At 60.9% G+C, this 23,277-nt stretch carries 25 protein-coding genes; 12 read left to right on the top strand and 13 right to left on the bottom strand.

What is annotated here, in order from left to right:
- Positions 1 to 2: 2 nt before the first annotated feature.
- Positions 3 to 911: a LysR family transcriptional regulator gene (locus AC1Z1G_RS06415; RefSeq protein WP_483625787.1), complete on the bottom strand. Its 909-nt coding sequence runs from the start codon at positions 909 to 911 to the stop codon at positions 3 to 5.
- A gap of 104 nt (positions 912 to 1,015) precedes the next feature.
- On the opposite strand from AC1Z1G_RS06415, the gene AC1Z1G_RS06410 reads away from it, so the two are divergent.
- From AC1Z1G_RS06410 to AC1Z1G_RS06400, 3 genes are all read left to right on the top strand, one after another.
- Positions 1,016 to 1,615, top strand: coding sequence for a short chain dehydrogenase (locus AC1Z1G_RS06410; protein WP_483625785.1), 600 nt, complete (start codon positions 1,016 to 1,018; stop codon positions 1,613 to 1,615).
- A 61-nt stretch (positions 1,616 to 1,676) separates the two neighbouring features.
- A complete protein-coding gene (locus AC1Z1G_RS06405; protein WP_483627769.1) occupies positions 1,677 to 2,333 on the top strand; it encodes a COG3650 family protein in 657 nt (218 codons plus the stop codon).
- Between the two features lie 111 nt (positions 2,334 to 2,444).
- The gene (locus tag AC1Z1G_RS06400; protein ID WP_483625784.1) at positions 2,445 to 4,058 is read left to right on the top strand and encodes an NAD(P)/FAD-dependent oxidoreductase; all 1,614 of its coding nucleotides are present in this window, start codon (positions 2,445 to 2,447) and stop codon (positions 4,056 to 4,058) included.
- Positions 4,059 to 4,177: 119 nt separating this feature from the next.
- Here the strand turns inward: AC1Z1G_RS06400 and AC1Z1G_RS06395 are convergent, their stop codons facing one another.
- On the bottom strand, positions 4,178 to 5,272 hold the full coding sequence (locus AC1Z1G_RS06395; protein WP_483625782.1) for a PLP-dependent cysteine synthase family protein: 1,095 nt from the start codon (positions 5,270 to 5,272) through the stop codon (positions 4,178 to 4,180).
- 319 nt (positions 5,273 to 5,591) lie between these two features.
- Between AC1Z1G_RS06395 and nhaA the strand changes: the two genes are divergently transcribed.
- The 3 genes from nhaA (at position 5,592) to AC1Z1G_RS06380 (ending at position 8,342) form a co-directional block, all read left to right on the top strand.
- Positions 5,592 to 6,779, top strand: a complete 1,188-nt coding sequence (gene nhaA / locus AC1Z1G_RS06390) for a Na+/H+ antiporter NhaA (RefSeq protein ID WP_483625780.1) — start codon at positions 5,592 to 5,594, stop codon at positions 6,777 to 6,779.
- A gap of 121 nt (positions 6,780 to 6,900) precedes the next feature.
- Positions 6,901 to 8,085, top strand: coding sequence for an S-type pyocin domain-containing protein (locus tag AC1Z1G_RS06385; RefSeq protein ID WP_483625778.1), 1,185 nt, complete (start codon positions 6,901 to 6,903; stop codon positions 8,083 to 8,085).
- Positions 8,085 to 8,342 (top strand): pyocin S6 family toxin immunity protein, encoded by a 258-nt coding sequence (locus tag AC1Z1G_RS06380; RefSeq protein WP_483625776.1) that lies wholly within the window; start codon positions 8,085 to 8,087, stop codon positions 8,340 to 8,342. The genes AC1Z1G_RS06385 and AC1Z1G_RS06380 overlap by 1 nt, the downstream gene beginning before the upstream one ends.
- Positions 8,343 to 8,440: 98 nt before the next feature.
- Here AC1Z1G_RS06380 and AC1Z1G_RS06375 read toward each other — a convergent pair whose 3' ends face one another.
- Positions 8,441 to 8,905, bottom strand: coding sequence for an outer membrane lipoprotein (locus tag AC1Z1G_RS06375; RefSeq protein WP_347904494.1), 465 nt, complete (start codon positions 8,903 to 8,905; stop codon positions 8,441 to 8,443).
- Between the two features lie 165 nt (positions 8,906 to 9,070).
- Here AC1Z1G_RS06375 and AC1Z1G_RS06370 point away from each other — a divergent pair, with 165 nt between their 5' ends.
- On the top strand, positions 9,071 to 9,307 hold the full coding sequence (locus AC1Z1G_RS06370) for an SH2 domain-containing protein (RefSeq protein ID WP_483625774.1): 237 nt from the start codon (positions 9,071 to 9,073) through the stop codon (positions 9,305 to 9,307).
- Positions 9,308 to 9,312: 5 nt separating this feature from the next.
- Here the strand turns inward: AC1Z1G_RS06370 and pdxH are convergent, their stop codons facing one another.
- The 5 genes from pdxH to dinG form a co-directional block, all read right to left on the bottom strand.
- Entirely contained in the window at positions 9,313 to 9,960 is a 648-nt protein-coding gene (pdxH, locus tag AC1Z1G_RS06365; RefSeq protein WP_483625772.1) for a pyridoxamine 5'-phosphate oxidase, read from the bottom strand.
- A gap of 40 nt (positions 9,961 to 10,000) precedes the next feature.
- The gene (locus AC1Z1G_RS06360; protein WP_483625770.1) at positions 10,001 to 11,251 is read right to left on the bottom strand and encodes an OmpA family protein; all 1,251 of its coding nucleotides are present in this window, start codon (positions 11,249 to 11,251) and stop codon (positions 10,001 to 10,003) included.
- A 140-nt stretch (positions 11,252 to 11,391) separates the two neighbouring features.
- The gene (locus AC1Z1G_RS06355) at positions 11,392 to 12,537 is read right to left on the bottom strand and encodes a serine hydrolase domain-containing protein (RefSeq protein WP_483625768.1); all 1,146 of its coding nucleotides are present in this window, start codon (positions 12,535 to 12,537) and stop codon (positions 11,392 to 11,394) included.
- Between the two features lie 132 nt (positions 12,538 to 12,669).
- On the bottom strand, positions 12,670 to 15,084 hold the full coding sequence (locus tag AC1Z1G_RS06350; RefSeq protein ID WP_483625766.1) for a beta-agarase: 2,415 nt from the start codon (positions 15,082 to 15,084) through the stop codon (positions 12,670 to 12,672).
- 82 nt (positions 15,085 to 15,166) lie between these two features.
- Positions 15,167 to 17,311, bottom strand: a complete 2,145-nt coding sequence (gene dinG, locus AC1Z1G_RS06345; protein ID WP_483625764.1) for an ATP-dependent DNA helicase DinG — start codon at positions 17,309 to 17,311, stop codon at positions 15,167 to 15,169.
- Positions 17,312 to 17,410: 99 nt separating this feature from the next.
- Between dinG and AC1Z1G_RS06340 the strand changes: the two genes are divergently transcribed.
- Positions 17,411 to 17,875: a CopD family protein gene (locus AC1Z1G_RS06340; protein WP_483625762.1), complete on the top strand. Its 465-nt coding sequence runs from the start codon at positions 17,411 to 17,413 to the stop codon at positions 17,873 to 17,875.
- A 46-nt stretch (positions 17,876 to 17,921) separates the two neighbouring features.
- Here AC1Z1G_RS06340 and AC1Z1G_RS06335 read toward each other — a convergent pair whose 3' ends face one another.
- The 4 genes from AC1Z1G_RS06335 to AC1Z1G_RS06320 all read right to left on the bottom strand — a co-directional run bounded on the left by AC1Z1G_RS06335 (position 17,922) and on the right by AC1Z1G_RS06320 (position 20,604).
- Positions 17,922 to 18,680 (bottom strand): collagen-like protein, encoded by a 759-nt coding sequence (locus tag AC1Z1G_RS06335; protein ID WP_483625760.1) that lies wholly within the window; start codon positions 18,678 to 18,680, stop codon positions 17,922 to 17,924.
- Entirely contained in the window at positions 18,673 to 18,951 is a 279-nt protein-coding gene (locus AC1Z1G_RS06330) for a DUF1145 domain-containing protein (protein ID WP_483625758.1), read from the bottom strand. Before AC1Z1G_RS06330 ends, AC1Z1G_RS06335 begins: the two co-directional genes overlap by 8 nt.
- A gap of 140 nt (positions 18,952 to 19,091) precedes the next feature.
- On the bottom strand, positions 19,092 to 19,817 hold the full coding sequence (locus AC1Z1G_RS06325; protein WP_483625756.1) for a PA1041 family peptidoglycan-binding anchor lipoprotein: 726 nt from the start codon (positions 19,815 to 19,817) through the stop codon (positions 19,092 to 19,094).
- A gap of 91 nt (positions 19,818 to 19,908) precedes the next feature.
- A complete protein-coding gene (locus tag AC1Z1G_RS06320; protein ID WP_483625754.1) occupies positions 19,909 to 20,604 on the bottom strand; it encodes a PA1041 family peptidoglycan-binding anchor lipoprotein in 696 nt (231 codons plus the stop codon).
- A gap of 190 nt (positions 20,605 to 20,794) precedes the next feature.
- Here AC1Z1G_RS06320 and AC1Z1G_RS06315 point away from each other — a divergent pair, with 190 nt between their 5' ends.
- From AC1Z1G_RS06315 to AC1Z1G_RS06300, 4 genes are read left to right on the top strand one after another with little or no spacing between them, the layout of a single operon-like run.
- Positions 20,795 to 21,292, top strand: coding sequence for a DUF6231 family protein (locus AC1Z1G_RS06315; protein ID WP_483625752.1), 498 nt, complete (start codon positions 20,795 to 20,797; stop codon positions 21,290 to 21,292).
- 4 nt (positions 21,293 to 21,296) lie between these two features.
- Positions 21,297 to 21,773 carry a YchJ family protein gene (locus AC1Z1G_RS06310; RefSeq protein WP_483625750.1) on the top strand — a complete coding sequence of 159 codons (477 nt, stop codon included), beginning with the start codon at positions 21,297 to 21,299 and terminating at the stop codon, positions 21,771 to 21,773.
- A gap of 47 nt (positions 21,774 to 21,820) precedes the next feature.
- On the top strand, positions 21,821 to 22,306 hold the full coding sequence (locus tag AC1Z1G_RS06305; protein WP_483625748.1) for an LEA/WHy family protein: 486 nt from the start codon (positions 21,821 to 21,823) through the stop codon (positions 22,304 to 22,306).
- A gap of 5 nt (positions 22,307 to 22,311) precedes the next feature.
- Complete coding sequence (locus tag AC1Z1G_RS06300) at positions 22,312 to 22,539, top strand: SEC-C metal-binding domain-containing protein (RefSeq protein WP_129441746.1); 228 nt, start codon at positions 22,312 to 22,314, stop codon at positions 22,537 to 22,539.
- 122 nt (positions 22,540 to 22,661) lie between these two features.
- On the opposite strand, the gene AC1Z1G_RS06295 is transcribed toward AC1Z1G_RS06300, so the two are convergent.
- Entirely contained in the window at positions 22,662 to 23,219 is a 558-nt protein-coding gene (locus tag AC1Z1G_RS06295; protein WP_483625745.1) for a cysteine hydrolase family protein, read from the bottom strand.
- Positions 23,220 to 23,277: the final 58 nt, after the last annotated feature.

Here is a 23,277-nt window from a genome sequence, read left to right as displayed (position 1 = left end):
CCCTACAACCGGTCCAGCGCCTCACCGCTGCGTTTGAACCAACCCATCAGGTAATCGGCCAGCACTTGCGTGCGCTTGGGCAAACCGCCCTGATACGGATGCACCAGGTACATCGGCATGCTGCGCGTCTGATAGTCGCGCAGCAGCCAGCGCAAACGCCCGTCCGCCAATTCGGCCTGCAACAGGTACGACGGCAAACGGGCGATACCGGCCCCGGCCAGCGCGGCCTTTTTCAGCAGGTTGTAGTGATTGCTGGCGAACGGCCCCGAAACCCGCACCCGCAGCAGTTCATGTTGCTGGTGATACAGCCACTCTTCGCGACCGCTGTAATGACTGTTGAGCAGGCAACGATGCTCGGCCAGTGCGGCCGGCGTGTGTGGCTCGCCGAACTGCTCGAGATAGGCCGGGCTGGCGCAGGTCATCTCATGCCAGGCCAGCAATGGCTTGGCCACCAGCCGTTCGTCATTGGCAACCTCGGAGCGGATCGCCAGGTCAAAGCCATCGCGGGACAAATCGCGGTAGTTGTTATTGAGCTCCAGTTCGATCTGCACCTCGGGATACTGTCGCGAGAACTCCAGCAGCGCGCCATCGAAGAAGGTCTCCCCCAGTGACACCGGCACCGTCATTCGCACGGGCCCGGCCATGTCGTCCTTCAATCGGGCCAGCGCCTGCCGCGCCCGCTCGACCTGAACCACCAGTGCCTGGGCCTGAGGCAACAACGCTGCGCCAGCCGCCGTCAGGCTCAAACGACGGGTGGTGCGCTGCAACAGCACTACCGCGAAGCTAGCCTCCAACTGACTGATGCGCTTGGACAACTGCCCCTTGCTGCACCCCAATTGCTGGGCCGCCAAGGTAAAGCTCCCCGCTTCGATCAATACCGCGAACGCTGCCAGATCATCCATTTCGCTCATGGATTGTTTCCATTTGAAAACCAAAGGTTGCCTATTAGCGCGCTTATCAGCAGGAAAAACCACTCTAGACTGAAACCTCGCCCCCCCCTTTGAGGAACAGCACGATGAAAATTCTATTGATTGGCGCCAGCGGCACCGTTGGCTCGGCCATTGACCGCGAACTGTCCGAGCGCCACGAGATCATCCGCATCGGCCGTAACAGCGGTGATTACCAGGTGGATATCAGCGACAGCGCATCGATCCGCAGGCTGTTCGAACAGACCGGCACGTTCGACGCACTGGTCTGCGCTGCGGGCAACGTGACCTTCGCGCCGCTGGCCGACATGACTGAAGAAAGCTTTGCGCTGGGCCTGCAAGACAAACTCATGGGCCAGGTCAACCTGCTGCTGATCGGCCGTGATTTTGCCAACGACGGCGCCTCGTTCACCTTCACCTCTGGTGTGCTCAGCCACGACCCGATTCGCAGCGGCGCCTCGGCGGCATTGGTCAACGGCGCCCTGGACAGCTTCGTCCGCGCCGCTGCCATCGAACTGCCGCGCGGCCTGCGGGTCAACTCGGTCAGCCCGAACGTGCTGGTCGAAGCCATGGGCAGCTACGCGCCTTACTTCCGGGGTTACAAACCGGTTCCCGGTGCCGATGTGGCACTGGCCTATGCCAAAAGCGTGGAAGGCTTACAGACCGGCCAGACGTTTCACGTCGGCTGACAGCCCTTGTGATGAACGGTCAGCCTGAGTAACGTGGCGGCACTTGTCTGGAGACCCAATGATGCGTGCCGCCCGTTCCTTGTTGTTTGTTGCCCTGCTTCCTGTGTTTGCCGGTTGCCAGCTGATTCAGGGCCAAGCCGAAAAACCGTCCACTGCGGGCCTGACCCGCATGCAGGGTGAGTTGACCACCGCCGACGGCAAGCTGCTGTTCCAGCCCTGCCAGTCGTCGCAACGTTATGTGGTCAATGACCTCGGCGGCACCAGCATCCGGCAAGAGGCCGCGACCCTGGCCGACCAACAAGGCAAGTTGTTCGCAGATGTGCGCGGCCGTGTCGGGCCCGACGACCAACTGAACCTGCAACAGCTCTATCGCGTCGAGCGCTCGGGCGCGGTATGCGACGACCCCAATTTCAAACGGTTGATCCTGCGGGCCGGCGGCAATGCCCCGGACTGGAACGTCAAAGTCAGTGGCAAAGGCATGGTGATCGAGCGTAGCGGCCAGCCTGCATTGGCCCTTCCGTACCTGGAAGAACAATTGGGCGACGGTCGTTTCAACCTCAGCAGCGAAGCCAATAACCAGAAAGTCGAGTTGTGGGTCGCCCCCCAACGTTGCGTCGACAGTGCCAGCGGCAGCGTGCAACAAATGAGCGCCGAACTGCGGGTCAACGGCCAGGTACAACGCGGTTGTGCGTATTTCGGTGGCTCACGGGACGACTGATACGACGAGCTGCTGTTTTAGCCTGACGGGAACAGGCCTTTGAGGCTTATAATCGCCGGTTTGTGAAACGCCTTTGGCGCATTTGTGCGCCCCTGCGAACCGGATCCCGTCATGTTACGAATCACCGAACTCAAGTTGCCGATCGACCATCCCGAAGAAGACCTGCGCCCTGCCATCGTGCAGCGCCTGGGCATCGCCAGTGATGACCTGCTCGATTTCACCTTGTTCAAGCGCAGCTACGATGCGCGCAAAAAGTCTTCCGAACTGTGCTTCATCTACACCATCGACCTCAGTGTGCGCAACGAAGCGAAGCTGCTGCTCAAGTTCGCCGATGACCGTAACGTCAACACAGCACCAGATGTCTCCTACAAAGTAGTCGGCCAAGCCCCACAAGACCTGAGCGAGCGCCCTATCGTGGTCGGTTTCGGCCCCTGCGGGATTTTCGCCGGGCTGCTGCTGGCACAGATGGGCTTCAAGCCGATCATCCTCGAGCGCGGTACCGAAGTCCGCCAACGTACCAAGGACACCTGGGGCCTGTGGCGCAAAAGCGTGCTCAACCCCGAGTCCAACGTGCAGTTCGGTGAAGGCGGCGCGGGTACGTTCTCGGACGGCAAGCTCTACAGCCAGATCAAGGACCCCAAACACCACGGCCGCAAAGTGCTGCACGAGTTCGTCAAGGCCGGCGCACCGGAAGAGATCCTCTACGTCAGCAAACCGCACATCGGTACGTTCCGTCTGACGGGCGTCGTGGAAAACATGCGTGAGCAAATTCGTGCACTGGGCGGTGAAGTACGCTTCCAGCAGCGCGTGACTGACGTGTTGATTGAAGACGGCCAACTGACCGGTGTCGAACTCGCCAGCGGCGAACAGATCCACTCAAAACACGTGATTCTGGCCCTCGGCCACAGTGCCCGGGACACGTTCCGCATGCTTCACGGCCGTGGCGTGTTCATGGAAGCCAAGCCGTTCTCGGTGGGTTTCCGTATTGAACACCCGCAATCACTGATCGACAGCGCACGCCTGGGCAAGTACGCCGGCCACCCGAAACTCGGCGCCGCCGACTACAAACTGGTGCACCACGCCAAGAACGGCCGTTCGGTCTACAGCTTCTGCATGTGCCCGGGCGGCACCGTGGTGGCCGCGACCTCCGAGCCGAACCGCGTCGTGACCAACGGCATGAGCCAGTATTCGCGTAACGAGCGCAACGCCAACTCCGGCATCGTGGTAGGCATCACCCCGGAAGTCGACTACCCGGGCGGCCCTCTGGCCGGGATCGAGTTGCAGGAGCGCCTGGAGTCCCACGCGTTCGTGCTGGGTGGCAGCAACTACGAAGCACCGGCGCAACTGGTCGGCGACTTTATTGCAGGCAAGCCGTCCACCGCGCTGGGCACGGTTGAGCCGTCCTACAAACCGGGTGTGGCGCTGGGGGATTTGGCACTGGCCTTGCCGGCATTCGCCATCGAAGCCATTCGCGAAGCCTTGCCTGCCTTCGAGAAGCAGATTCGCGGTTACTCGCTGCACGACGCAGTACTGACCGGGATCGAGACCCGCACCTCGTCGCCGCTGCGCATTACCCGCAACGAATCGATGCAGAGCATGAACGTCAAAGGCCTGTTCCCGGCTGGTGAAGGCGCCGGTTACGCTGGCGGGATTCTGTCCGCAGGCGTGGACGGGATTCGCATCGCCGAAGCGGTGGCACGCGACATCCTCGGCCTGCAAGCCTGATACACAACGCAAAACCCTGTGGGAGCGAGCCTGCTCGCGATGGCGATTACTCATTCAGCCTCTCTGTTGAATGTGAATCCGTTATCGCGAGCAGGCGCGCTCCCACATTGGTTTCAGTGTCAGATATTGGCGCGCAACACGCTGGCCGGCAGTGGCTCGCCACGCTCGACACTGGCCGCAACGGCCGTGATCAAACCCTCCAGCTCATACCCTTGGGCCTTCAGCCAATCCTGATCGTAGTAGGTCGTTGCATAGCGCTCGCCGCCATCGCACAAAATGGCCACGATCGAACCACTCTCCCCCGCTGCCACCATCTGCTGGGCCGCCATCAGGGCACCGATCAGGTTGGTCCCGCTGGAACCGCCCACCCGCCGCCCCAAACGCTGCGCCAGGTAATGCATGGCCGCCAGCGACAAGGCATCCGGCACCTTGACCATCGCATCAATCACCTTGGGCAGGAACGACGCCTCGACCCGTGGCCGACCAATCCCCTCGATCCGTGAACCACATTCCAGGCGCAATGTTGCGTCGCCGCTCTGGTAGTAATCGAAGAACACCGAACGCTCGGCGTCGGCGCACAGCACGCGGGTGCAATGCTGGCGATAGCGCACGTAACGCCCCAGCGTTGCCGTGGTGCCGCCCGTGCCGGGGCTGGAAATCAGCCAGCTCGGCTCCGGGTGACGCTCGAAACGCATCTGCTGAAAAATCGATTCGGCGATGTTGTTGTTCGCGCGCCAGTCGGTGGCGCGTTCGGCGTAGGTGAACTGGTCGATAAAGTGCCCGTCATGCTCACGCGCCAGCCGTTCGGACTCGGCGTAGATCTGCGTCGGGTCCTGCACCAGATGGCTTTTTCCGCCGTAGAACTCGATCTGCGCAATCTTTTCCCGAGAGGTCGTGGCCGGCATCACCGCAATAAACGGCAGGCCCAGCAAGCGGGAGAAGTACGCCTCGGAAATCGCCGTCGAACCGCTGGATGCTTCGATCACCGGCGCGCCGGGCTTGAGCCAGCCGTTGCACAACGCATACAGGAACAGCGAACGCGCCAGGCGATGCTTGAGGCTGCCTGTTGGGTGGCTGGACTCGTCCTTGAAATACAACTCGATGCCTGGCAACCCCGGCAGCGGCAAAGGGATCAGGTGTGTATCGGCGCTGCGCTGGAAGTCGGCTTCAATGATCCGGATGGCTTCGCGGGCCCACTGACGGTTGTCGCTCATGGTCTTTTCTCGGTGGATCGTGCGCCACGCGTGGCACAGGATGATGGTGTGCAGCCAGCTTAGGCGATCCGGGCACAGGGAAACCTGGCGGTGACAACAGGTCACACTTCGCCCTGTAAAGGACGGCCGACAAGCTTAGGAAAAATCCCACACAAGGCACAGGTACAGCTGAACCTCAATTCACGGATCAACTGCTAGGCTCAGCCCCACAGCCTTGGTTGTAACGCTATATAACAAAAAAGAATATAACTTTTGTTTTAACAACTAACCGTACGGGTTAGGGTGGTCCACCTTTTGAATTGATAGATGGAGAGCGACCTTGCCTCTGCGTAGCACTTTCACACGTTTCTTTCAGTTGGAAGCTGCCAGCGGTCTGTTATTGATTGCTGCCGCTGCCCTTGCCCTGATCATCAACAACTCACCGCTGTCCTGGCTCTACAACGGCCTGCTGGACACTCCCGTGGTCGCCCAGATCGGCGCCCTGAAAATCGCCAAACCCCTGTTGTTATGGATCAACGACGGCTTGATGGCGATGTTTTTCCTGCTGATTGGCCTTGAGGTCAAACGCGAAATCCTTGACGGCCAACTGTCCAAACCCTCGCAGATCGTACTGCCCGGCGCGGCGGCCATCGGCGGCATGGTGGTGCCGGCGCTGATCTACTGGTTCCTCAACAAGGACAACCCACCCGCCCTGAGCGGCTGGGCCATCCCGATGGCCACCGACATCGCCTTCGCCCTTGGCGTGCTCGCCTTGCTGGGCAAGCGTGTGCCCGTGTCGCTGAAATTATTCTTGATGACCCTGGCAATCATCGATGACCTGGGGGCAATCATCGTCATCGCGATCTTCTACTCAGGCGAACTGTCGACGCTGTCGCTGATGCTGGCCGCTGCTTGCATCGTGGCCTTGGTGGCGATGAACCGGCTCGGCGTGGTCAAGCTTGGGCCGTACATGATCATCGGTCTGATTCTGTGGGTCTGCGTGCTCAAGAGCGGTGTCCACGCCACACTGGCCGGCGTGACCCTGGCCTTCTGCATCCCGCTGCGCACGAAAAACGCCGAGCCTTCACCGCTCCTGACTCTGGAACACGCGCTGCATCCCTGGGTTGCGTTTGGCATCCTGCCGCTGTTTGCCTTCGCCAACGCCGGCCTGTCGCTGAGTGGCGTCACCGTAGAAAGCTTTACCCACCACGTGCCCATGGGCATCGCCGTCGGCCTGCTGCTGGGTAAAACCCTCGGCGTATATGGCCTGACCTGGCTGGCCGTCAAAACCGGCATAGCGGCCCTGCCGGCCGGCGCCAACTGGGGCCAGGTGCTGGGTGTCGCGATCCTCTGCGGTATCGGCTTCACCATGAGTCTGTTTGTCGGTTCCCTGGCCTTTGTGCCTGGCGCCAGCGAATACGCCGGGATGGACCGCATGGGCATTCTGACCGGTTCGATTCTGGCTGCGCTGATTGGCTACACCGTGACCGCCATGGCCAGTCGCAAGAACGCTGCACTGGCCTCCTGAACGACAGAGAAACCGCCCAGGTACATTCAAGACCCGTCCTACATCCACGATTAGCCACGTTCGATAACGTCGAGCAGCCCCTCCGGGGGCTGCCGATTGACGAACAGAACAAGGCTAACCAGTGGCTGGCAACAAGGACGTCCCCAAGGTTCCCAACCCGCCATCAGGCGATGGGCACCACATCACCCATCGGTACATGACGGCCAGCGAGCTGGCTGAACGTGCCGACAGACAAAAATCCTACGACGACATGCTCGCAAGGCAGGCGGCCTTCGAAAAGCATCGCCAGGTCTTCGCGAAAAACAGCCCGCAGCCTCAGGCTGGCTGTGTATTCGCCAAATCCTGCAAGCTGCCAGACGCCATCATCGATTACTCGAATCCTTCTGGTGCCATCCCCACGGATGCGCTGAAGGACTACGGCGACCTGCTTCTTCTGGGTGCCCGTGAAGCCGATGAATCCGGCCTGGTACGACTGAAGACCATCAGTGGAAGCGCGATACCTGTCGGCATTGGCGGCCTGGCCCTTGGAGGGGCGGCCCTGGGCACCGTAACACTGCCCGCTGCCAGCGTAGTTGCCGGCGTAGCTGCCGGAGCACTGGGTTGGTTAGTCACACTGTTCTGGCCATCTTCGCTGGGCGACAGTTCGCTCTACACCCAAGAGCAGCTTCGCGACCTAAAACAGGCCCGCACCCGTGTTCGCCTGCACGTCGAGCAACAAAGCGACGGCAGCCTCAAGGGGTACGGCTTCTACACCGGCAAGAATCGTGACTGGGAGATGGTGGACGTCGTTCAGTTCACATTACGTGGCAGTCAGCAGGTTGCGAACCTCGGGGATGGCATCGAGCTGATCTGGACACCCGCCGTGGACGGCTCCGATGTCCTCGGCATCCCCGCGCTGGAGGCCGCACCACCAGCACCGCATATCTGGGTTTACCCTCCGACGAAAGCGGCTGACAGCCTCATCGTCGACCCGATTTATCCACCTGAGTACAAGGATTTCATCCTTGTGTTTCCGGCTGATTCGGGGGTGTTGCCTCTGTACGTGGTGATTGCAAGGCCTGTCAGTGGAGACCACCGTTATCACCCGCCGCCAAAGGTTCTACCTGCATTCCCCGATGCTATTCCCGTTCGAAGTAAAGGAAAAAGGAAACGCTGGGAAAGCAAGAAACACATTTATGAGTGGGACTACCAACATGGCGCCGTCGAAGTGTACAACTGGTCAGGGGATCATCTAGGCGAGTTTGATGCAAAAACAGGCGAGCGGACGGGAGAAGCAAAACCTGAAAGACGGACATCGACGAAGTAATGACGGAGGCACGAGTGACATTTTTGGCAATTACGGGATTTTTCCCCGAACCAAACCCAGACAATTCATTGAAATACGAAAATGACGTACCGCAAGACCTGGAGATAGCAGTACTTGGCGCCATGGGGTGGTCAACTTTAAAGGACGTGCCCATGGGTGAGCACCAATTATCCACCGGTCAGGCCAGAGCAGTTATGGAGCTCGTTGGCACTCCCTACAGGGATGATTTGACGTACTACATTGGGCTTTGTAGCTAGACTTTCTATGGGCACGTTCCAGGCATCATGAACAAACACCCAAAACACAAAACCCCGACCAGTACACCTGATCGGGGTTTTGTTTTACCGCAAAAAACTCAGTGCGAAACGCGGCTGGTGCCACCGACGGTGGAGATGCGTACGCGCTCACCCACACGGAACACTTCGTTTTCCTGAACTTGCTGGACGTAGGCGCGAATGCCGCCATCGTCTTCGCGAACGGTGATTTCCACACCTTGGGTACGGGTCAGGCCTTCTTCGGCAGCCGAACCGATCAGGCCACCGGCCACCGCGCCGATCACGGCGGTAACGATACTGCCGCGACCGCCGCCAATGGCAGAACCACCGACACCACCCACCACCGCACCGGCAGCACCGCCGATTGGGGTTTTGGTGCCTTCGATTTTCACTGGGCGCAGGGATTCGATGGTACCCATACGAATCTGCTGCACGCGACGTGCTTCGTCACGGGAGTAAGAGTCGCCGGTCAGGCTGGATTGGCAGCCACTGAGCAACGCCGCCATCGTGGTGAAAGAAGCAATCAACAGAACAGACTTACGCATAGGATCAACTCCAAAGGACAGGTATTCATTAAACTCCGCAGCTTGACGCCTGTCACGGCACCGCCCGGATAAAATTGGTTTCATTCAGGCGCAGTACAGTCGCACATGAACATTCATCACACCGTAGCGCCACATTCAAACGCCTGCGCTGGCCCAAGGATTCCCATGGATTACTTCATCATTGTCGCCACCACCGTTGCCGGGCTGTACTTCCACGGATGGCTGTACGTGCGGATCAAACGCTGGATGGACCGCGACCTGGCGTTGGCCCTGGCCGGCAATGACGAACAGAAAAAAGCCTTCATGCTGCAACAGCTCGAACGTGCCCGACAGCTAAAAATCAAGCGCCGGGACCTCGCTCACTGGCTGGAGGTGGCCGCAGCCACCTACCCGGCCCGCTGATCGGTTTAAGGTGCCAGGCGCTCACGACTCCAGTCAGCGCCCTGCAAACGGTAGTTCAAACGGTCATGCAAACGGCTCGCACGGCCCTGCCAGAACTCGATGCGCTCCGGCAGCAAGCGGTAACCGCCCCAATGTTCCGGGCAATCGGGCTGATTGTCGCTGAAACGCTGCTCGGTGACCTTGAGCAAACCTTCCAGCTCAGTCCGATCGGCAATCACCTGGCTCTGCGGTGAGGCCCAGGCCCCCAGTCGACTGCCCAGCGGTCGAACCTGGAAATAAGCGTCCGACTCCTGTGGCGTCACCTTCACCACCCGTCCTTCAATCCGCACCTGACGCTCCAGGGTCGGCCAGAAGAAGGTCATGGCTGCAAACGGCCGGGCCGCCAGTTGTTGGCCCTTCGCACTGTCATAGTTGGTGAAGAAGGTGAAACCCTGCTCGTCGAGCCCCTTGAGCAACAGGATTCGGCAATGCGGGCGACCGTCCTCATCAACTGTGGCCAGGGTCATGGCATTGGCCTCGACCGGCGGTTGCTCGGTTTTCACCGCGTCCGCGAACCACTGATGAAACAGCGCGAATGGTTCGGCCGGGGCCTGAGCCTCGGTCAAACCATCGCGGGTGTAGTCGCGACGCATATCAGCCAGCGACTGGATCATGGCGTTTTCCTTATGCTGGATCAGTCAGTTCCGTGCCTGATTACTGACCGCTGGCGGTTTTAGCCGCTGAATCGGCTTTGGCCACAACCGGTTTCTTGGCCGGGGCTGCGGTTTTGGCGGTGGCTTTTTTGGCTGGAGCGGCTTTTTTCGCCGGAGCAGCTTTTTTCGCCGTGGTGGACTTCTTCGCCGGGGTCGCCTTCTTCTCGGCCAGTACGGCTGCGGCCGGCTTGACGTCCTGCACCGCTACCATCTCCGCTGCTGGCGGTGTCGGCTGGCTGTACTTGCTCAGCAAGGCCACCATCGTGGTGCGCTGGGTCAGCATGATTTCCACGCGGCGGTTCAAGGCGCGGCCCTGGGTGCTGTCATTCGCAGCACGCGGCATCAGGTCACCCATACCGCGCAACATCAGGCGATCACGCTTCAAGCCACCGAGGCTGAAGATCGACGCGACGGAAGTCGCACGTTCCTTGCTCAGCGCCTGAGTCGCAGGCGCTGTACCCGTGGCGTCGCCGTGACCGAGTACCAGCACGGAGGTTTTGGTGTCGGTTTCAACCAGCTTGGCGATCCGGGTGAACGGGCCCAAGGTCGACGGCAGCAACATGGCCGGGCGTTTCGGGTTGAAGGAATCATCCACCGGCACGACCACTACCAGCACGTTCTCGCGGCGCTCTACCTGCAAGCGGCTGTCCTTGACGGCGAGCCGCAGGCGCGGCTCGTAGTCGTCCAGCCAGGCTTGGGTGATCTTCGGATCAGGCATCGGCACGCTTTGGACCTGGGCTTGGGCCTGGGCCTTTGATTCGCCGCCGAACGGCCACCACCACTTGCTCTCGGCATCGGCTTTGGCTGCCGCGGCAGGGGTTGCAGCAACGGCTGCAACAGGCGCTACGGCTTTGGTGTCAGTGACCGGCGCTTTAGCCGGGGTCTCTTTGGAGGAGAACGGCCACCAGCTGCTGCCTGTGTCCTGAGCCTTGGCAACCGGGGCCGGGGCCGCAGTGGCTGCCGGAACAGCAGGTGCCGGTGTCGGCGCTACAGCAGCGGTGGCTGGTTTGCCTTTGCTGGCCGCCGTGTTGGCAGGCGCAGGAGCCGGCGCAATGGCGGTTTTGGCTTGTGCCTTGGCGTCTGGCTTGGCATCCGGTTTGACGTCAGGCTTGGCGGCGGTTTTGTCCGCGACCTTGTCGGAACCTGAGCCGAGTGACCACCAATGGCCACCATCAGCATCACTTTGTGGGGTCTGTGCGCAACCGGTAATGCTGAGACACAGTGCCAAGGCTAGAGATTTGTTCGGTGACATGGGATATCCACAAAATGAGATAAGAAGCTGTGGGTCGCTGCGACCCGTATAAACAGACGCTTTGAAACTTTAAAAGCCACAGGGTTCCGCGCTGTGACGCAGGGCATGTTTTATCAAAAAAATGCCATTGAGCAACCCCTTTACAGGCAATCGGCCAAAACCCGCACAAGCTTCTGCGCACGCGGGTCCATCAACACATACGGCCCTAGAGTATTGGTTACAAAACCAAAAGCCACATCGTATTCCGGATCAGCAAAACCAACTGAACCACCTGCCCCCGGATGACCGAACGCCCGAGGGCCGAGGCCGAAGGTCGCGTTGGGTACGTCCGGTTGATCGAGCATGCAACCCAGGCCAAATCGGGTCCGGGTCAGCAATGTCTTGTCTTCGCCCAGGCTGTGTTCGCGAGTCAGCTCCTGGAGCATTTCACTTTCCAGCAGGCTGCCATCCAGCAAGCCACTGTAGAACCCGGCCAGGCTGCGTGCATTGCCATGGCCATTCGCTGCCGGTTGCTGCATGCGCCGCCATTGCGGTTTGTTGGTGCTAGTCATGATAGACGGCGGATTGGTGAATGCCCGTGTGGTCATCGCCGTCGGCTCACGCAGGGTCACTTGCAACAGGCGCTGCGCCGCTGCATCCCCGACATTGCCCTTGCTGCGTGCAATGTGCGCCACCCGATGAAACTCTTCATCCGCCAGCCCGACATGGAAATCCAGCCCCAGCGGCCGTGCTACGCGGGCCACGATGGATTCACCCGGCCCGCGACCATCGGCACGACGCAACAGCTCCCCGATCAGCCAGCCATAGGTGATCGCCGCATAACCATGGCCTTCACCCGGCGTCCACCACGGGGCTTCGGCGGCCAGCGCGTCAACCATGGTCTGCCAGTCGTAAAGGGCTTCGGGTGGAAGTAAATCGCGTAGCGCCGACAGACCGGCCTGATGGCAAAGCAACTGGCGCAGGGTGATAGAGGCTTTGCCAGCGGCTGCGAACTCCGGCCAATAGCGAGCCACCGGCGCATCCAGCGCCAGTTTGCCCTCGGCCACCAGTTGCAGGGCGGTCACCGCGGTAAAGGTCTTGGTGCAGGAGAACAGATTGGCGATGGTGTCGCTGTGCCAGGCTTCGCTGCCGTCCTTGTCGGCAGTGCCGGCCCAGAGATCAAGGACGGTTTCGCCACCGACCTGGATGCACAACGCGGCACCGCGTTCCTGGGGATCCTCGAAAAGCGCCGCGAACGCTTCGCGCACGGCTTCGAACTTAAGCTCGTAATGACCCTGAATCTGCACCCGCAACTCCCCCCGGACAAACGTCTCGATACAATGGCCCGCATTGTTCCAGCCCTTGACGGTTTTGGGAACAGCGGCAGGCTGGGCGGTGCACCCACCTATAGACCTCTCAGAATCCTTTGTGGCGAGCCATCAATGCCCGTTACCGGAATGCCCACCCGCGTGGCCTGCACCCTGCCCCGCGCCTTTGCCCTGGTTACCGTGCTTGCCAGCCTCGCCTTCATGGGCGTTGGCAGACGCCTTGTCTGCCTGGGCCTTGGCCTTCTCGGCTTCTTTACCGAGCTGATCCACCGCCAGCAAGTTGCTCTTGCGTACGCTGTCGACAAACCCCTGGAACGGCAGATCGGTGATCCCAACCAGCCCGAAGTGACCGTTCTCGCCATCCAGCAGACGGCCCGTCACCGGTTGGTCGAGGTACTGGAACCAGTGCACGCCGACAATCGACGGCTCGCTCACCGCTTGCTTGAGGAAGTTGGCGTAAGCCGGGCCGCGATCCTCTTCCTTCTCCAACTCGGTCACACCGCCCCAGAACGGGCCACGGTCACGCGAGCCGAAGTTGAACTCGGTAATCAGCACCGGTTTGTCGAGTGATTTCAAGACGCTGAAGTCGTAACCGTCCTGCGGCTTGAGGGTGTACATGTTGAAGCTCAACACGTCGCAATACTGGGCGCAGGAGGCGACCGCTTCCGGGGTGCTGACGGCAAACCGGCCACCGAGCAGCAGGTGATTCGGCGCGTGCCACTTCAACGAGTCGGAGATGGTCTTGAAGTACGTGTCAGCGAAGACTTTCTGGAAGTATTTGAAATCCGCTTCGATTTCCGGGTGTTCGGCGCTCGGCAACGGCGGCACGAAGCCCGGGTCTTCCATCAATTCCCAGGCCGGCAGGTCAATACCCCAGGCTTTCGACAGGCCCGCCTGGTTGCGGTACTTGTCGCGCAGTTGCTTGAGGAACGCCCGTTTGGCCGGAACGTCGGTGGTCATTTTCAAGGTGCCGTAAGCCAGCGCATAGCGGGCTTTCGGGTCATCGCCGGGACCGGCCCAGGCCAGTTCGTTATCGGCGAAGTAGCCCACCAGCCATGGGTCATCGCGATGATCACGAGCGGCAATGGCCACGGCCCGCTCGGTGGCCATGGCAAAGCGCGGGTCAAACGGATCGGGCATGCCGCCCCACCAGTCAGTGCCGGTGCTGATGCTGGCGTAGTCACCGACAATCGACAGCGGCAAGGTGTACGGCACGCGATCATTCGAGCCCAGCGCCGGGGCGCTCCAGTTGCCAAGGGTGTTGAACCCCCAGGCTTGCAGGCGATCGAGGGTGTGAGCCACCCAACGTTTTTCGTCAAAGGCCGGCGCTGCGCACGGGGCTGCCTCGGCAGCTTTTTCGACCTGCGTTTGCTTGGCGTCGACCTTGACCGCTGCGGCCTGGGTTTCGCTGCCCGGCACACACGGTTGGCCATAGGCGCGCTGCAAGTTGGCCCCATAGAAGTCAAACCAGCGGCCGGTATTAAAGGCGCGCCCCTGATCGGCGCCATTGCCACTGCGGTTATCGCCTTCACCGTAATGGCTGGCCAACGGGTCGCCTTCTTTAGGCAGTGCGTCGAACATCCATTCGCGCCCGGCGACGTACGTCTGGCTAGTGTTCGAGGCGATGGTGTTGACGCCAAGGGAATAGAACGGATGACCTTGCGGGGTCACCAGGTACCAACGCCCGTCGCGTTTTTCAGTGCGAAAGAAACCACTGGCCTTGAACGCCGGGCCTTTATTCCAGCCTCCGTAGGTGTCCAGAGACATCCGCTCGCGGGCGGCCAGCCAGGTTTTGAGTTGCTGCTGCTCTTTGCCGGCAGCGGACTTGAGCTGTTCATCGCTGGCGACTTTTTCCGGCCACCGGGCCCGGGTCGACTGGCCATAAGTGTCCACCAGGGACGAGTAAGCAGCCTTGATGACCGCCTCGCCATCCTGCACGCCAAAGCGCTCAAGCAGGATGCTCTGAGCGACTTTCGGCTGATCCATCGACAGCGTGACCGACACCACCTGGCTGCGATCCAGTTCACCGGCGCTGCTGGCCAGCAGCACGCGCTGACCTTCAAATGTTATCGGCATCGGCGGGCCGGCTTTCATGCCCTGGCTCAGTGGTGAACTCGCAGTCAACGGCACCAGCAGGGTTTGCACGGGGCCGGCCGGCAGGTCGATGCGGCTGACCAGGGTCTTGCCGTCGTTGCTCTGGACTTTCACGTAGAGGGTCACGGCCCAGCTCATTGCGCTCTGGATCCGCAGGCTCATGACGCCCGACTGCGACCAGTCCCAGGCACCGGTTTGCGGGGTCAGGCGCAGGCTCGGTTGCGCGGCGGGGTTGAACGTCACCCGACGCAGCACTTCACCTTCAGCCGTTTGCTCGGCATTGGATTGCGGCAGGCTGGCGTCCTGGGTCACGACTTGGACCACATCGGCGGGCCGTACAAAGTTGAACAGCGTCTGTTGCCCAGCAGGCGCAGCCAACAGCGGCGCGGCGAACATCAGAGCAAAAACGGCGGGTAACGAACGGCGAATCATATGAACCAGGTTCTCCCTAGGGCCAGAGTGAAATCAGTGACAGGGGATAGACAACGCGGTGGGCACATTTGCCCACCGTGTCTCAAGATATTTCCCGGCGAAACGGCGGCAACGCATTGAGGATAGCTTTGCCGTAGCGTTGCGTGACCAGACGTCGGTCGAGCAAGGTGATGGTCCCGCGGTCTTCTTCGGTGCGCAGTAAGCGGCCGCAGGCCTGGACCAGTTTGAGCGAGGCATCGGGCACCGAGATTTCCATGAACGGGTTGCCGCCACGGGCTTCGATCCATTCGGCCAACGCCGCTTCCACCGGATCATCGGGCACCGAGAATGGAATCTTGGCTATCACCACGTGCTCGCAATACGCGCCCGGCAAGTCGACGCCCTCGGCGAAACTCGCCAGGCCGAACAGCACGCTGGAATCTCCGCCATCGACCCGCGCCTTGTGCTTGTTCAGGGTTTCCTGTTTCGACAGGTTGCCTTGAATGAACACTTGCTTGCGCCAGTCGCGGTCCAGGCCATCGAAGACGTCCTGCATTTGTTTGCGCGAAGAGAACAGCACCAGGGTGCCGCGCGAACCTTCGACCAGGGCCGGCAGGTCGCGGATGATCGCGGCCGTGTGGGCCGGCGCGTCCCGTGGGTCGGCACGCAAGTCTGGCACCCGCAGCACGCCGGCGTCGGCATGATGGAACGGGCTTGGGACCACGGCCGTGACGGCTTTTTTCGGCAGACCGGCACGCATGCGGAAACGGTCGAACGTGCCGAGGGCCGTCAGGGTCGCCGAGGTGACCAATGCGCCATACGCTACGTTCCACAAGTTGCGACGCAGCATTTCCGCCGCAAGGATCGGGCTGGCGTTGACCTCGATATCAAACAGCGAGCCGCTTTCGGCCAGCGTCAGCCAGCGCGCCATGGGCGGGTTGTCTTCCGGGTCTTCGGCAGTGAACGCGGTCCACAGCTCCCAGTTGCCCGAGGCACGGGCCAGCAGGCTGCCGAACAGCGGGTACCACTCTTCGGCCTGGTTGCTGGCGATGCCGATGTTGACCTCGCCGTCCATGCCTTCCTTGAGCAGATCGGTGAGGCGGGTGAACAGGTCGTTCAGGCGCGAAAAGCCTTTCTTGAGCTCGATGCCCATCTCGCGCATGTGTTCGGGGATAACGCCGCCTTCGAAACGGTGACGCGGGCGCTCGCGGCCTTCGACGTCTTCGCCGGGCTTGAAGTCGGCGACCTGCTCGCAGGCGCTGAACATGAACTGCTGCTGGGTCTTGATCTCGCGCGCCAGCTCCGGCACCTGCTCGATCAACTTGCCCAGGTCGCCCGGCAGCGGGTGCTGGGCCAACAGTTTGGTGAGGTTCTTGGCGGTTTGCTCCAGCCAGTCGGCCGTGGAGCGCAGACGCGTGTAGTGGGCGAAATGGCCGATGGCCTTGTCAGGCAGGTGATGGCCTTCGTCGAACACGTACAGCGTGTCACGCGGGTCCGGCAGTACAGCGCCGCCGCCCAGTGCCAGGTCGGCCAGCACCATGTCGTGGTTGGTGACGATCACGTCAACCTTGCCCATGCCTTCGCGGGCCTTATAAAAGGCACACTGGCCAAAGTTCGGGCAATGACGGTTGGTGCATTGGCTGTGATCGGTGGTCAGGCGCGCCCAGTCGGTATCTTCCAGGGCGGTGGACCAGCTGTCGCGGTCGCCGTCCCATTTATTGCCGGCGAGCTTTTCGATCATGCTGGTGAACAGCTTCTGGCTGGCTTCATCGACCTCGATCTTGAAGCCTTCTTCTTCAAACAGCTGGGCGGTGGCGGTTTGTGCATGGCCTTCCTGCAACAGCATGTCGAGTTTGGATAGGCACAGGTAGCGGCCACGGCCCTTGGCCAGCGCGAAGCTGAAATTCAGCCCGCTGTTGCGCATCAGGTCCGGCAGGTCCTTGTAGACGATCTGTTCTTGCAGGGCGACGGTCGCCGTGGCAATTACCAGACGTTTACCGGCGGCCTTGGCGGTCGGGATCGCGGCGAGGCTGTAGGCCACGGTTTTCCCGGTACCGGTGCCGGCTTCCACCGCGACGACCGCGGGGTCGCCACTGCGCCGGCCTTCATCGTCGGTGTCGATGTCACCCAGGACTTTCGCCACTTCGGCGATCATCAGGCGCTGGCCGTAACGCGGCTTGAGGCTCTTGGCTTCGAGAAAACGCGAGTAGGCGCCCTGGATCGTGGTTTTGAGTTCGGTGCTGATCATGGATTGTCGGGCGCAAAAAACGCTGGATAAATTTTCAGTGGTTCGGATCGACCGCTATCATACCCCGCTAATTAATCCCGCGCAGAACGGAGTACCCCAATGACACCTTTCGCCCTCATTTATACCCTGCATGTGCTGGCGGCCCTGATCTGGGTCGGCGGTATGTTTTTCGCCTGGATGGTCCTGCGCCCCGCCGCCATGAAGGCACTTGAAGGCCCTGCACGCCTGAAGCTGTGGGTAGAAGTATTTCAGCGTTTTTTTGTCTGGGTCTGGGTGGCGGTGGTGATGTTGCCGATCAGCGGCGTCGGGCTGATTCACCTGCGTTTCAGCGGTTTTGAAACCGCGCCGCGCTACGTGCAGATCATGATGGGGTTGTATGTGGTGATGACGGCGCTGTTCATTCGCATTCAGGCGTTGCAGTTGCCGGAGCTGCGCAAAGCGGTGCTGGCCGAAGACTGGCCAACCGGGGCGGCGACGCTGGGTAACATTCGTCGACTGGTCGGGATCAATTTGCTGCTGGGGCTGTTGTTGGTGGCCATCGCGTCAGCCCGCCCGATGTTCTGAGTCAAGCGTTCCCAGGCTCGCCCGGGAACGCTCACGCTCAACCCTGTTACAAACGCTGCACTGTCACCGAACCTGGCGCACCGGCAGGCCCTGGCTGGCCATCCGCGCCAGCACGGCCACTTTTACCGCCATCGGCGCGGTAGACGAAGCAGCCCTTGGACTTGCCGCCCGCGCCCGGTTTGCCACCGGCCCCGGCCACGCCACCCGCGCCGCCATCGACCAGCACTTTGATCTGCTCACTCGGAAAATCACGCGGCAACTCCACCCGCACCAGCGCACCGGGAGCACCGGCATGGCCGTCGCCACCGTTGTCACCATCGGCGCCACGACCGGCCTCGCCCCAGGTGCACCCCGGCGCCTGACCGTTGGCCCCGTCCAGGCCGACATACCCTGGGGCTCCCGCACCGCCCCGTGCATCCACCGACAGCTCGGGCGCATTCAGCGAACTGATCCGCAGGTTGAGGTTACGTGCCGAACGCGCTGCCTTGAGGTAAGTCCCCGGCGCACCGCGAGAGGTGATCTGACTGCCGCTGGACAGCTCGGCATGGCCGACTTTCAGTTGCAGGCTTTGCTCGCCAGGCACGATGGCGATCCGCGCTTCGTGGCCCAGGCGTAATTGACCGACGGAAACGTCCGTCACGGTGGACGGGATCAGCAACGTGCCGTAATCCGCCACTTCCAGCCGTTCCAGTTGCAAGGTGCTGGTGGTATTGGGCAGACGCATCAGCGAATTGGGCTGCACCGTAACAACCTCGGCAGACGCCAAGGGGCTGATCAACGCGGCGAGCAGGCAAAGTTTACGCATGAGTGGTCTCCGAAATGGCCGGAGCCGCAAAGGTATTGAGGTGGAACATGCCGACCAGCAGAATCTGCAGCCGGTCACGCCATGGGTGCGCCCGGCCCTTGAGGCTGCCGTTGAACAGCAGCAACTCCAGTACATGGGTCAACAGCAACAAACTACCGGCCAGGTTGACCAGCAGATGAAATGGATTGATCAGCGGATTGAACAGATTGACCAGCACTACCAGCCAGAACATCAGGGTCAAACACTTCCCCAGCCCCCAAAACACCTTCATACGCTCCCCCGTTGAGAATTATTCTTTGCGCGCACAGTACCGACTTGTACAAGGCCTGCGCCAGAGGCCAACGAAAATTCTTCTTGAAACAGCAGTTTAGCGGCCGGATCGACGAGGATCGCCGGTCAGACCGCCCTTGCTCAGCGCCCGATCACCAACTCCACCCGACGGTTCTTCGCCCGCCCTTCTTCCGTGGCGTTGTCGGCCACAGGCTGGCTTTCGCCCATGCCCTGGCTTGTGAGTTTGTTCGGCGCCAGGCCATGATTCAGCAAGAACGCGGCCACGCTGCTCGCACGACGTTCGGAAAGTTTCTGGTTGTAGGCATCCGAACCTTTGCTGTCGGTGTGGCCGATAACCTTGATGCTGACCACATCGGCATTGCTCAATTTACCCATCAACGCCATCAGTTGTTCTTTGGCGGCGGGGGTCAATTCGGAAGAATCAAAGGCAAATAGCACGGCGCCCTGATCGCTCAGCGTGATGGTCTCGGTGCTCGGTGCAACAGGCTCTGCCGGTTTGACCGTCGCCGGGTACTGCGGCAGCGGACAGCCTCGATCGTCCACCGGGGTATTGGCCGGTGTGTCGGGGCAATGGTCACGGCGGTCGAACACACCGTCACCGTCTTCATCGCCATCCTGGGCGTAACAGATCAAACCACCGGTCAAAATGCCCAGTGCCGCTCCTCCCGCCGCCCACCCACCACTTTCTATGGCGCCCAGGCCACCACCGACCAGCCCGCCGATCACGCTGCAGATGGGCCAGGTCCGTTGATTGAGGGGGGCGGTGCCATCGCTGTGGGTAGCGCAACCGGTCAGAAGACTGCCAAGCAGCAGAACCGGTAAGGCGGCGTGTGAGAGGACTCTCATCGTGAATGCTCCTGTGTTACCGGCCCATACCGGTCACACAGGAGTAAAGACCCGCATCCGCGACTGCACAAGCTGCGGATTGCGGAGGGTTTCAACGCTCGATTTTGATTTCTGTACGGCGGTTCATGGCCCGACCGTCTGCGGTTTTGTTGTCAGCCACAGGCTGGCTTTCACCGGCACCCTTGACGGAAACGAAGATGGCGCGCGGCACGCCTTCGTGGATCAGGTACTCCACCACTGAATGTGCGCGTCGTTCCGACAGTTTCTGGTTGTAGGTATCACTGCCCACACTGTCGGTATGCCCGGTCACGCTCAGTCGGGCGCTCGGTGCTTCTTTTTTCAGGCGAGTGGCGATGGTCTCAAGCTTGGCTTCATCCGCAGCGGTCAGTTTCGAGGAGTTGAACTGGAAGTGCACATCGCGAATGACGATGGTCTCTTCTTTGACCACCACGACTTTGTCCACAACCGGAACCGGTGGTGGTGGAGGGCAACCGTTGGCGTCGACCTGCACGCCTTTAGGTGTATGCGGGCACTTGTCGCGACTGTCCGGCACGCCATCGCCGTCTTCGTCACCGTCGCCATGTACCCAGCAATAAGCCGCCGCCATGCCACCCACGAACAACGCGCCACCACCCGCCCACGACGCGCTTTCCGTCGCGCCCAGACCGGCGCCAACCACACCGCCCAGGGCCGCGCACGTCGGCCAGTCGGTTTTCTGCAAACCTGCGCAACCAGTCAACACGCTGGTTAGCAGAATCAGGGGTAATGCTGTCCGAACGATGCTCATATTTTTCTCTCCTGAGGGATCGGCTTAGAACCGATTCAGGGAGTAAAGACCCAGGTTTTAATCTCCGCCAGCAATAGGCCATCGAGGTTTTGTCCCGAGTTCACGGTGCTTGCCGGCATTTCAGGTAAACCCGCTCTAGGCCCAACCGTTCGGGCAGGCTAGTCTTTGCGGTTCTGATTGAGGATCTTCGATGACCGCAGGCATTTCTTCGCGCACACCCCAGCAAGCCCTCGCCGCGCTGCTTGATCGCTACGCGCCGCAGCGTTTGCTGCTGATTGGCGCCAGCGACTTCCCGGCCCTGGCCGCATTCCGCCAGGCACACCCACAAACCCGCGTTGACGTGGCGGCGCCCGGCCCGTTGCCGGCTGAACTCGCAGCGCAACGGTTTGACCTGGCGCTGGCGGTCGACTGTCTCGAGCACTTGCCCAAGCGCGAAGGATTGAACCTGCTGGGCGGGATTCGCAACCTCAACGCCAGCCGCATTGCGGTGCTGGCCGACCTGCACGCCTGCGGCTGGCTGGAGACAGACTTCTTCTCCCTGGCCCTGCAAGCCAGCGAGCGTTTCCAGCGCGAAGAACAGGTGCTGACGCTGTTTACCTACGATCTGCTTGACTACAAACAAGTGCCCGACTGGCTGAATGCGCGATTCTGGGCCAATCCGGAAAACTTCGGAAAATACTGGTGGTAACCCGATGAGTACATCCATTTGCCCTTGCGGCAGCGGCATCCCACTCGACGCCTGCTGCGGCCATTACCATGCCGGTCACCCGGCGCCCTGCGCCGAGGCCTTGATGCGCTCGCGCTACAGCGCCTACGTGCTGGGGCTGGTCGACTATCTGGTGAGCACTACCCTGCCCGCCCAGCAGTCTGGACTGGATCGCCAGTCCATCAGCGACTGGAGCGCGCAAAGCACCTGGCTGGGCCTCGAGGTCGAAAGCTCCGAGGTATTTGGCGGTCAGCCGGAGCACGCATTCGTCACGTTCACGGCGCGCTGGCACGACAACACCGGCGAACACAGTCACCGCGAATGTTCGTCGTTCGTGCAGAACGCCGGCCACTGGTATTTCATCGATCCGACCGTGGCACTCAAGGCCGGACGCAACGACGCCTGCCCCTGTGCCAGCGGGCAGAAATTCAAGAAGTGTTGTTCGAGTTACGTCACCCGCTAACGTGACGTTCAGCCCCGGCTGGACTGAGCATACAAAGGGAGTTACTCATGCTCGGCCAATGGCGTGCACTGCGCACAATCAGCCTGCTCACGGTTCTGGGGCTCGCGGGCTGCGCATCCTGGTTCAGCGATGATGCCCTGGAGCCGCAGGTGCATCTGGTGCAGGTTGAAGTGGTCCGCGCCAAGCTGCTGGAGCAAAAATTCGTGCTGCATTTTCGCATCGACAATCCCAATGACAGCGACCTGACGGTCCGGGGCATCGAGTACCGGGTCCACATGGGTGACCTGTTGCTGACCGATGGCGAGTACGAACGATGGTTCACGGTCGGCCCCAACAGCAGCGGCCGTTACAAGGTGCCGATCCGCACCAACCTCTGGCCTCGGGTGCGCGACTTGGTGAAGTTACTGAAAAAACCGGATCAACCGATTCCCTATCGTCTGGAAGGAACGCTTGAAACCGGATTATTCATCGCCCATTACGTGCACCTGGCGCGTAATGGCGTGATAATCCCCGCCGATTTAATTCCGGAGTAAACCCGATGACCCAGCAACCTCATGTCCATGGCCCTGACTGCAACCACGATCATGACCATCACGACCACCATGATCACCATGATCACCATGATCACGACCATGGCCATGTCCACGGTCCGAACTGCGGCCACGCTCACCAGGAACCGGTGCGCAATGCCTTGAAAGACGTCGGCCGCAACGACCCTTGCCCATGCGGCAACGGCAAGAAATTCAAGAAGTGCCACGGCGCTTGATGCTTCGGGCGAACATCGTTTTCGCCGGTTGAATTGCCATCTGTTCGCGAAAGCGGTGTATCAGTCAGCATTTTTGTTGAATGTAAAATTGCCTTCGCGAGCAAGCCCCATGCACAGGATTTTCAGTCAGTCTTCAGGATCTGAGCGGCACTGACCACCGTCGCATACTCACCGTGCAAATTGCCCAGCGACATCCCATGCACCTCCTGCGCGGAATAAGCCTTGCCGAAATAGTCGACCTTGTCGAAGGTAAAGCATGCATCCTCCGCCACCCATGCCTCAAAGCCCAGGTTCCCCGCCGTGCGCGCCGTAGACTCCACCGAGTTGTGGGTCGCCACGCCGACGATGATCAATTGATCGATCCCGGCCGTACGCAAACTCGCCTCAAGCCCTGTCGAACAGAACGCATCCGGCACCTGTTTCTGGACCACAGACTCGCCCGGCAACGGCTGAAATCGCTCCTGAAACTCCACACCCGACTGTTGCGGCCAGAACACCGAGTCGGGTGAGCGCGACAGATGCTGCACATGAATCACCGGGCGCCCTGTACCGCGCCAATGAGCCAGCAGGTCGGCAATGCGCTCTTCGGCTTGCGGGTTGTTGCGCGGCCCGAGCCTTTGGTAGTGAATGCCTTTTTGTTGATCGATCAGGATCAACGCCGCGTTAGCCTTGAGTTCCATGGCGAGTTTTTCTCATGCAGGGTCATTGAGTTTTCAGCACTTAAACATCACCTATTTC

Source organism: Pseudomonas sp. JL27(2026) (genome assembly GCF_056933555.1).
This window is presented reverse-complemented; position numbering and strand designations above follow the sequence as displayed.

Coding starts and splice junctions, on each gene's coding strand:
- AC1Z1G_RS06415 (WP_483625787.1), bottom strand. CDS start 911: ATGAGCGAAATGGATGATCTGGCAGCGTTCGCGGTATTGATCGAAGCG.
- AC1Z1G_RS06410 (WP_483625785.1), top strand. CDS start 1,016: ATGAAAATTCTATTGATTGGCGCCAGCGGCACCGTTGGCTCGGCCATT.
- AC1Z1G_RS06405 (WP_483627769.1), top strand. CDS start 1,677: ATGCGTGCCGCCCGTTCCTTGTTGTTTGTTGCCCTGCTTCCTGTGTTT.
- AC1Z1G_RS06400 (WP_483625784.1), top strand. CDS start 2,445: ATGTTACGAATCACCGAACTCAAGTTGCCGATCGACCATCCCGAAGAA.
- AC1Z1G_RS06395 (WP_483625782.1), bottom strand. CDS start 5,272: ATGAGCGACAACCGTCAGTGGGCCCGCGAAGCCATCCGGATCATTGAA.
- AC1Z1G_RS06380 (WP_483625776.1), top strand. CDS start 8,085: ATGACGGAGGCACGAGTGACATTTTTGGCAATTACGGGATTTTTCCCC.
- AC1Z1G_RS06375 (WP_347904494.1), bottom strand. CDS start 8,905: ATGCGTAAGTCTGTTCTGTTGATTGCTTCTTTCACCACGATGGCGGCG.
- AC1Z1G_RS06370 (WP_483625774.1), top strand. CDS start 9,071: ATGGATTACTTCATCATTGTCGCCACCACCGTTGCCGGGCTGTACTTC.
- pdxH (WP_483625772.1), bottom strand. CDS start 9,960: ATGATCCAGTCGCTGGCTGATATGCGTCGCGACTACACCCGCGATGGT.
- AC1Z1G_RS06360 (WP_483625770.1), bottom strand. CDS start 11,251: ATGTCACCGAACAAATCTCTAGCCTTGGCACTGTGTCTCAGCATTACC.
- AC1Z1G_RS06350 (WP_483625766.1), bottom strand. CDS start 15,084: ATGATTCGCCGTTCGTTACCCGCCGTTTTTGCTCTGATGTTCGCCGCG.
- dinG (WP_483625764.1), bottom strand. CDS start 17,311: ATGATCAGCACCGAACTCAAAACCACGATCCAGGGCGCCTACTCGCGT.
- AC1Z1G_RS06340 (WP_483625762.1), top strand. CDS start 17,411: ATGACACCTTTCGCCCTCATTTATACCCTGCATGTGCTGGCGGCCCTG.
- AC1Z1G_RS06335 (WP_483625760.1), bottom strand. CDS start 18,680: ATGCGTAAACTTTGCCTGCTCGCCGCGTTGATCAGCCCCTTGGCGTCT.
- AC1Z1G_RS06330 (WP_483625758.1), bottom strand. CDS start 18,951: ATGAAGGTGTTTTGGGGGCTGGGGAAGTGTTTGACCCTGATGTTCTGG.
- AC1Z1G_RS06325 (WP_483625756.1), bottom strand. CDS start 19,817: ATGAGAGTCCTCTCACACGCCGCCTTACCGGTTCTGCTGCTTGGCAGT.
- AC1Z1G_RS06320 (WP_483625754.1), bottom strand. CDS start 20,604: ATGAGCATCGTTCGGACAGCATTACCCCTGATTCTGCTAACCAGCGTG.
- AC1Z1G_RS06315 (WP_483625752.1), top strand. CDS start 20,795: ATGACCGCAGGCATTTCTTCGCGCACACCCCAGCAAGCCCTCGCCGCG.
- AC1Z1G_RS06310 (WP_483625750.1), top strand. CDS start 21,297: ATGAGTACATCCATTTGCCCTTGCGGCAGCGGCATCCCACTCGACGCC.
- AC1Z1G_RS06305 (WP_483625748.1), top strand. CDS start 21,821: ATGCTCGGCCAATGGCGTGCACTGCGCACAATCAGCCTGCTCACGGTT.
- AC1Z1G_RS06300 (WP_129441746.1), top strand. CDS start 22,312: ATGACCCAGCAACCTCATGTCCATGGCCCTGACTGCAACCACGATCAT.
- AC1Z1G_RS06295 (WP_483625745.1), bottom strand. CDS start 23,219: ATGGAACTCAAGGCTAACGCGGCGTTGATCCTGATCGATCAACAAAAA.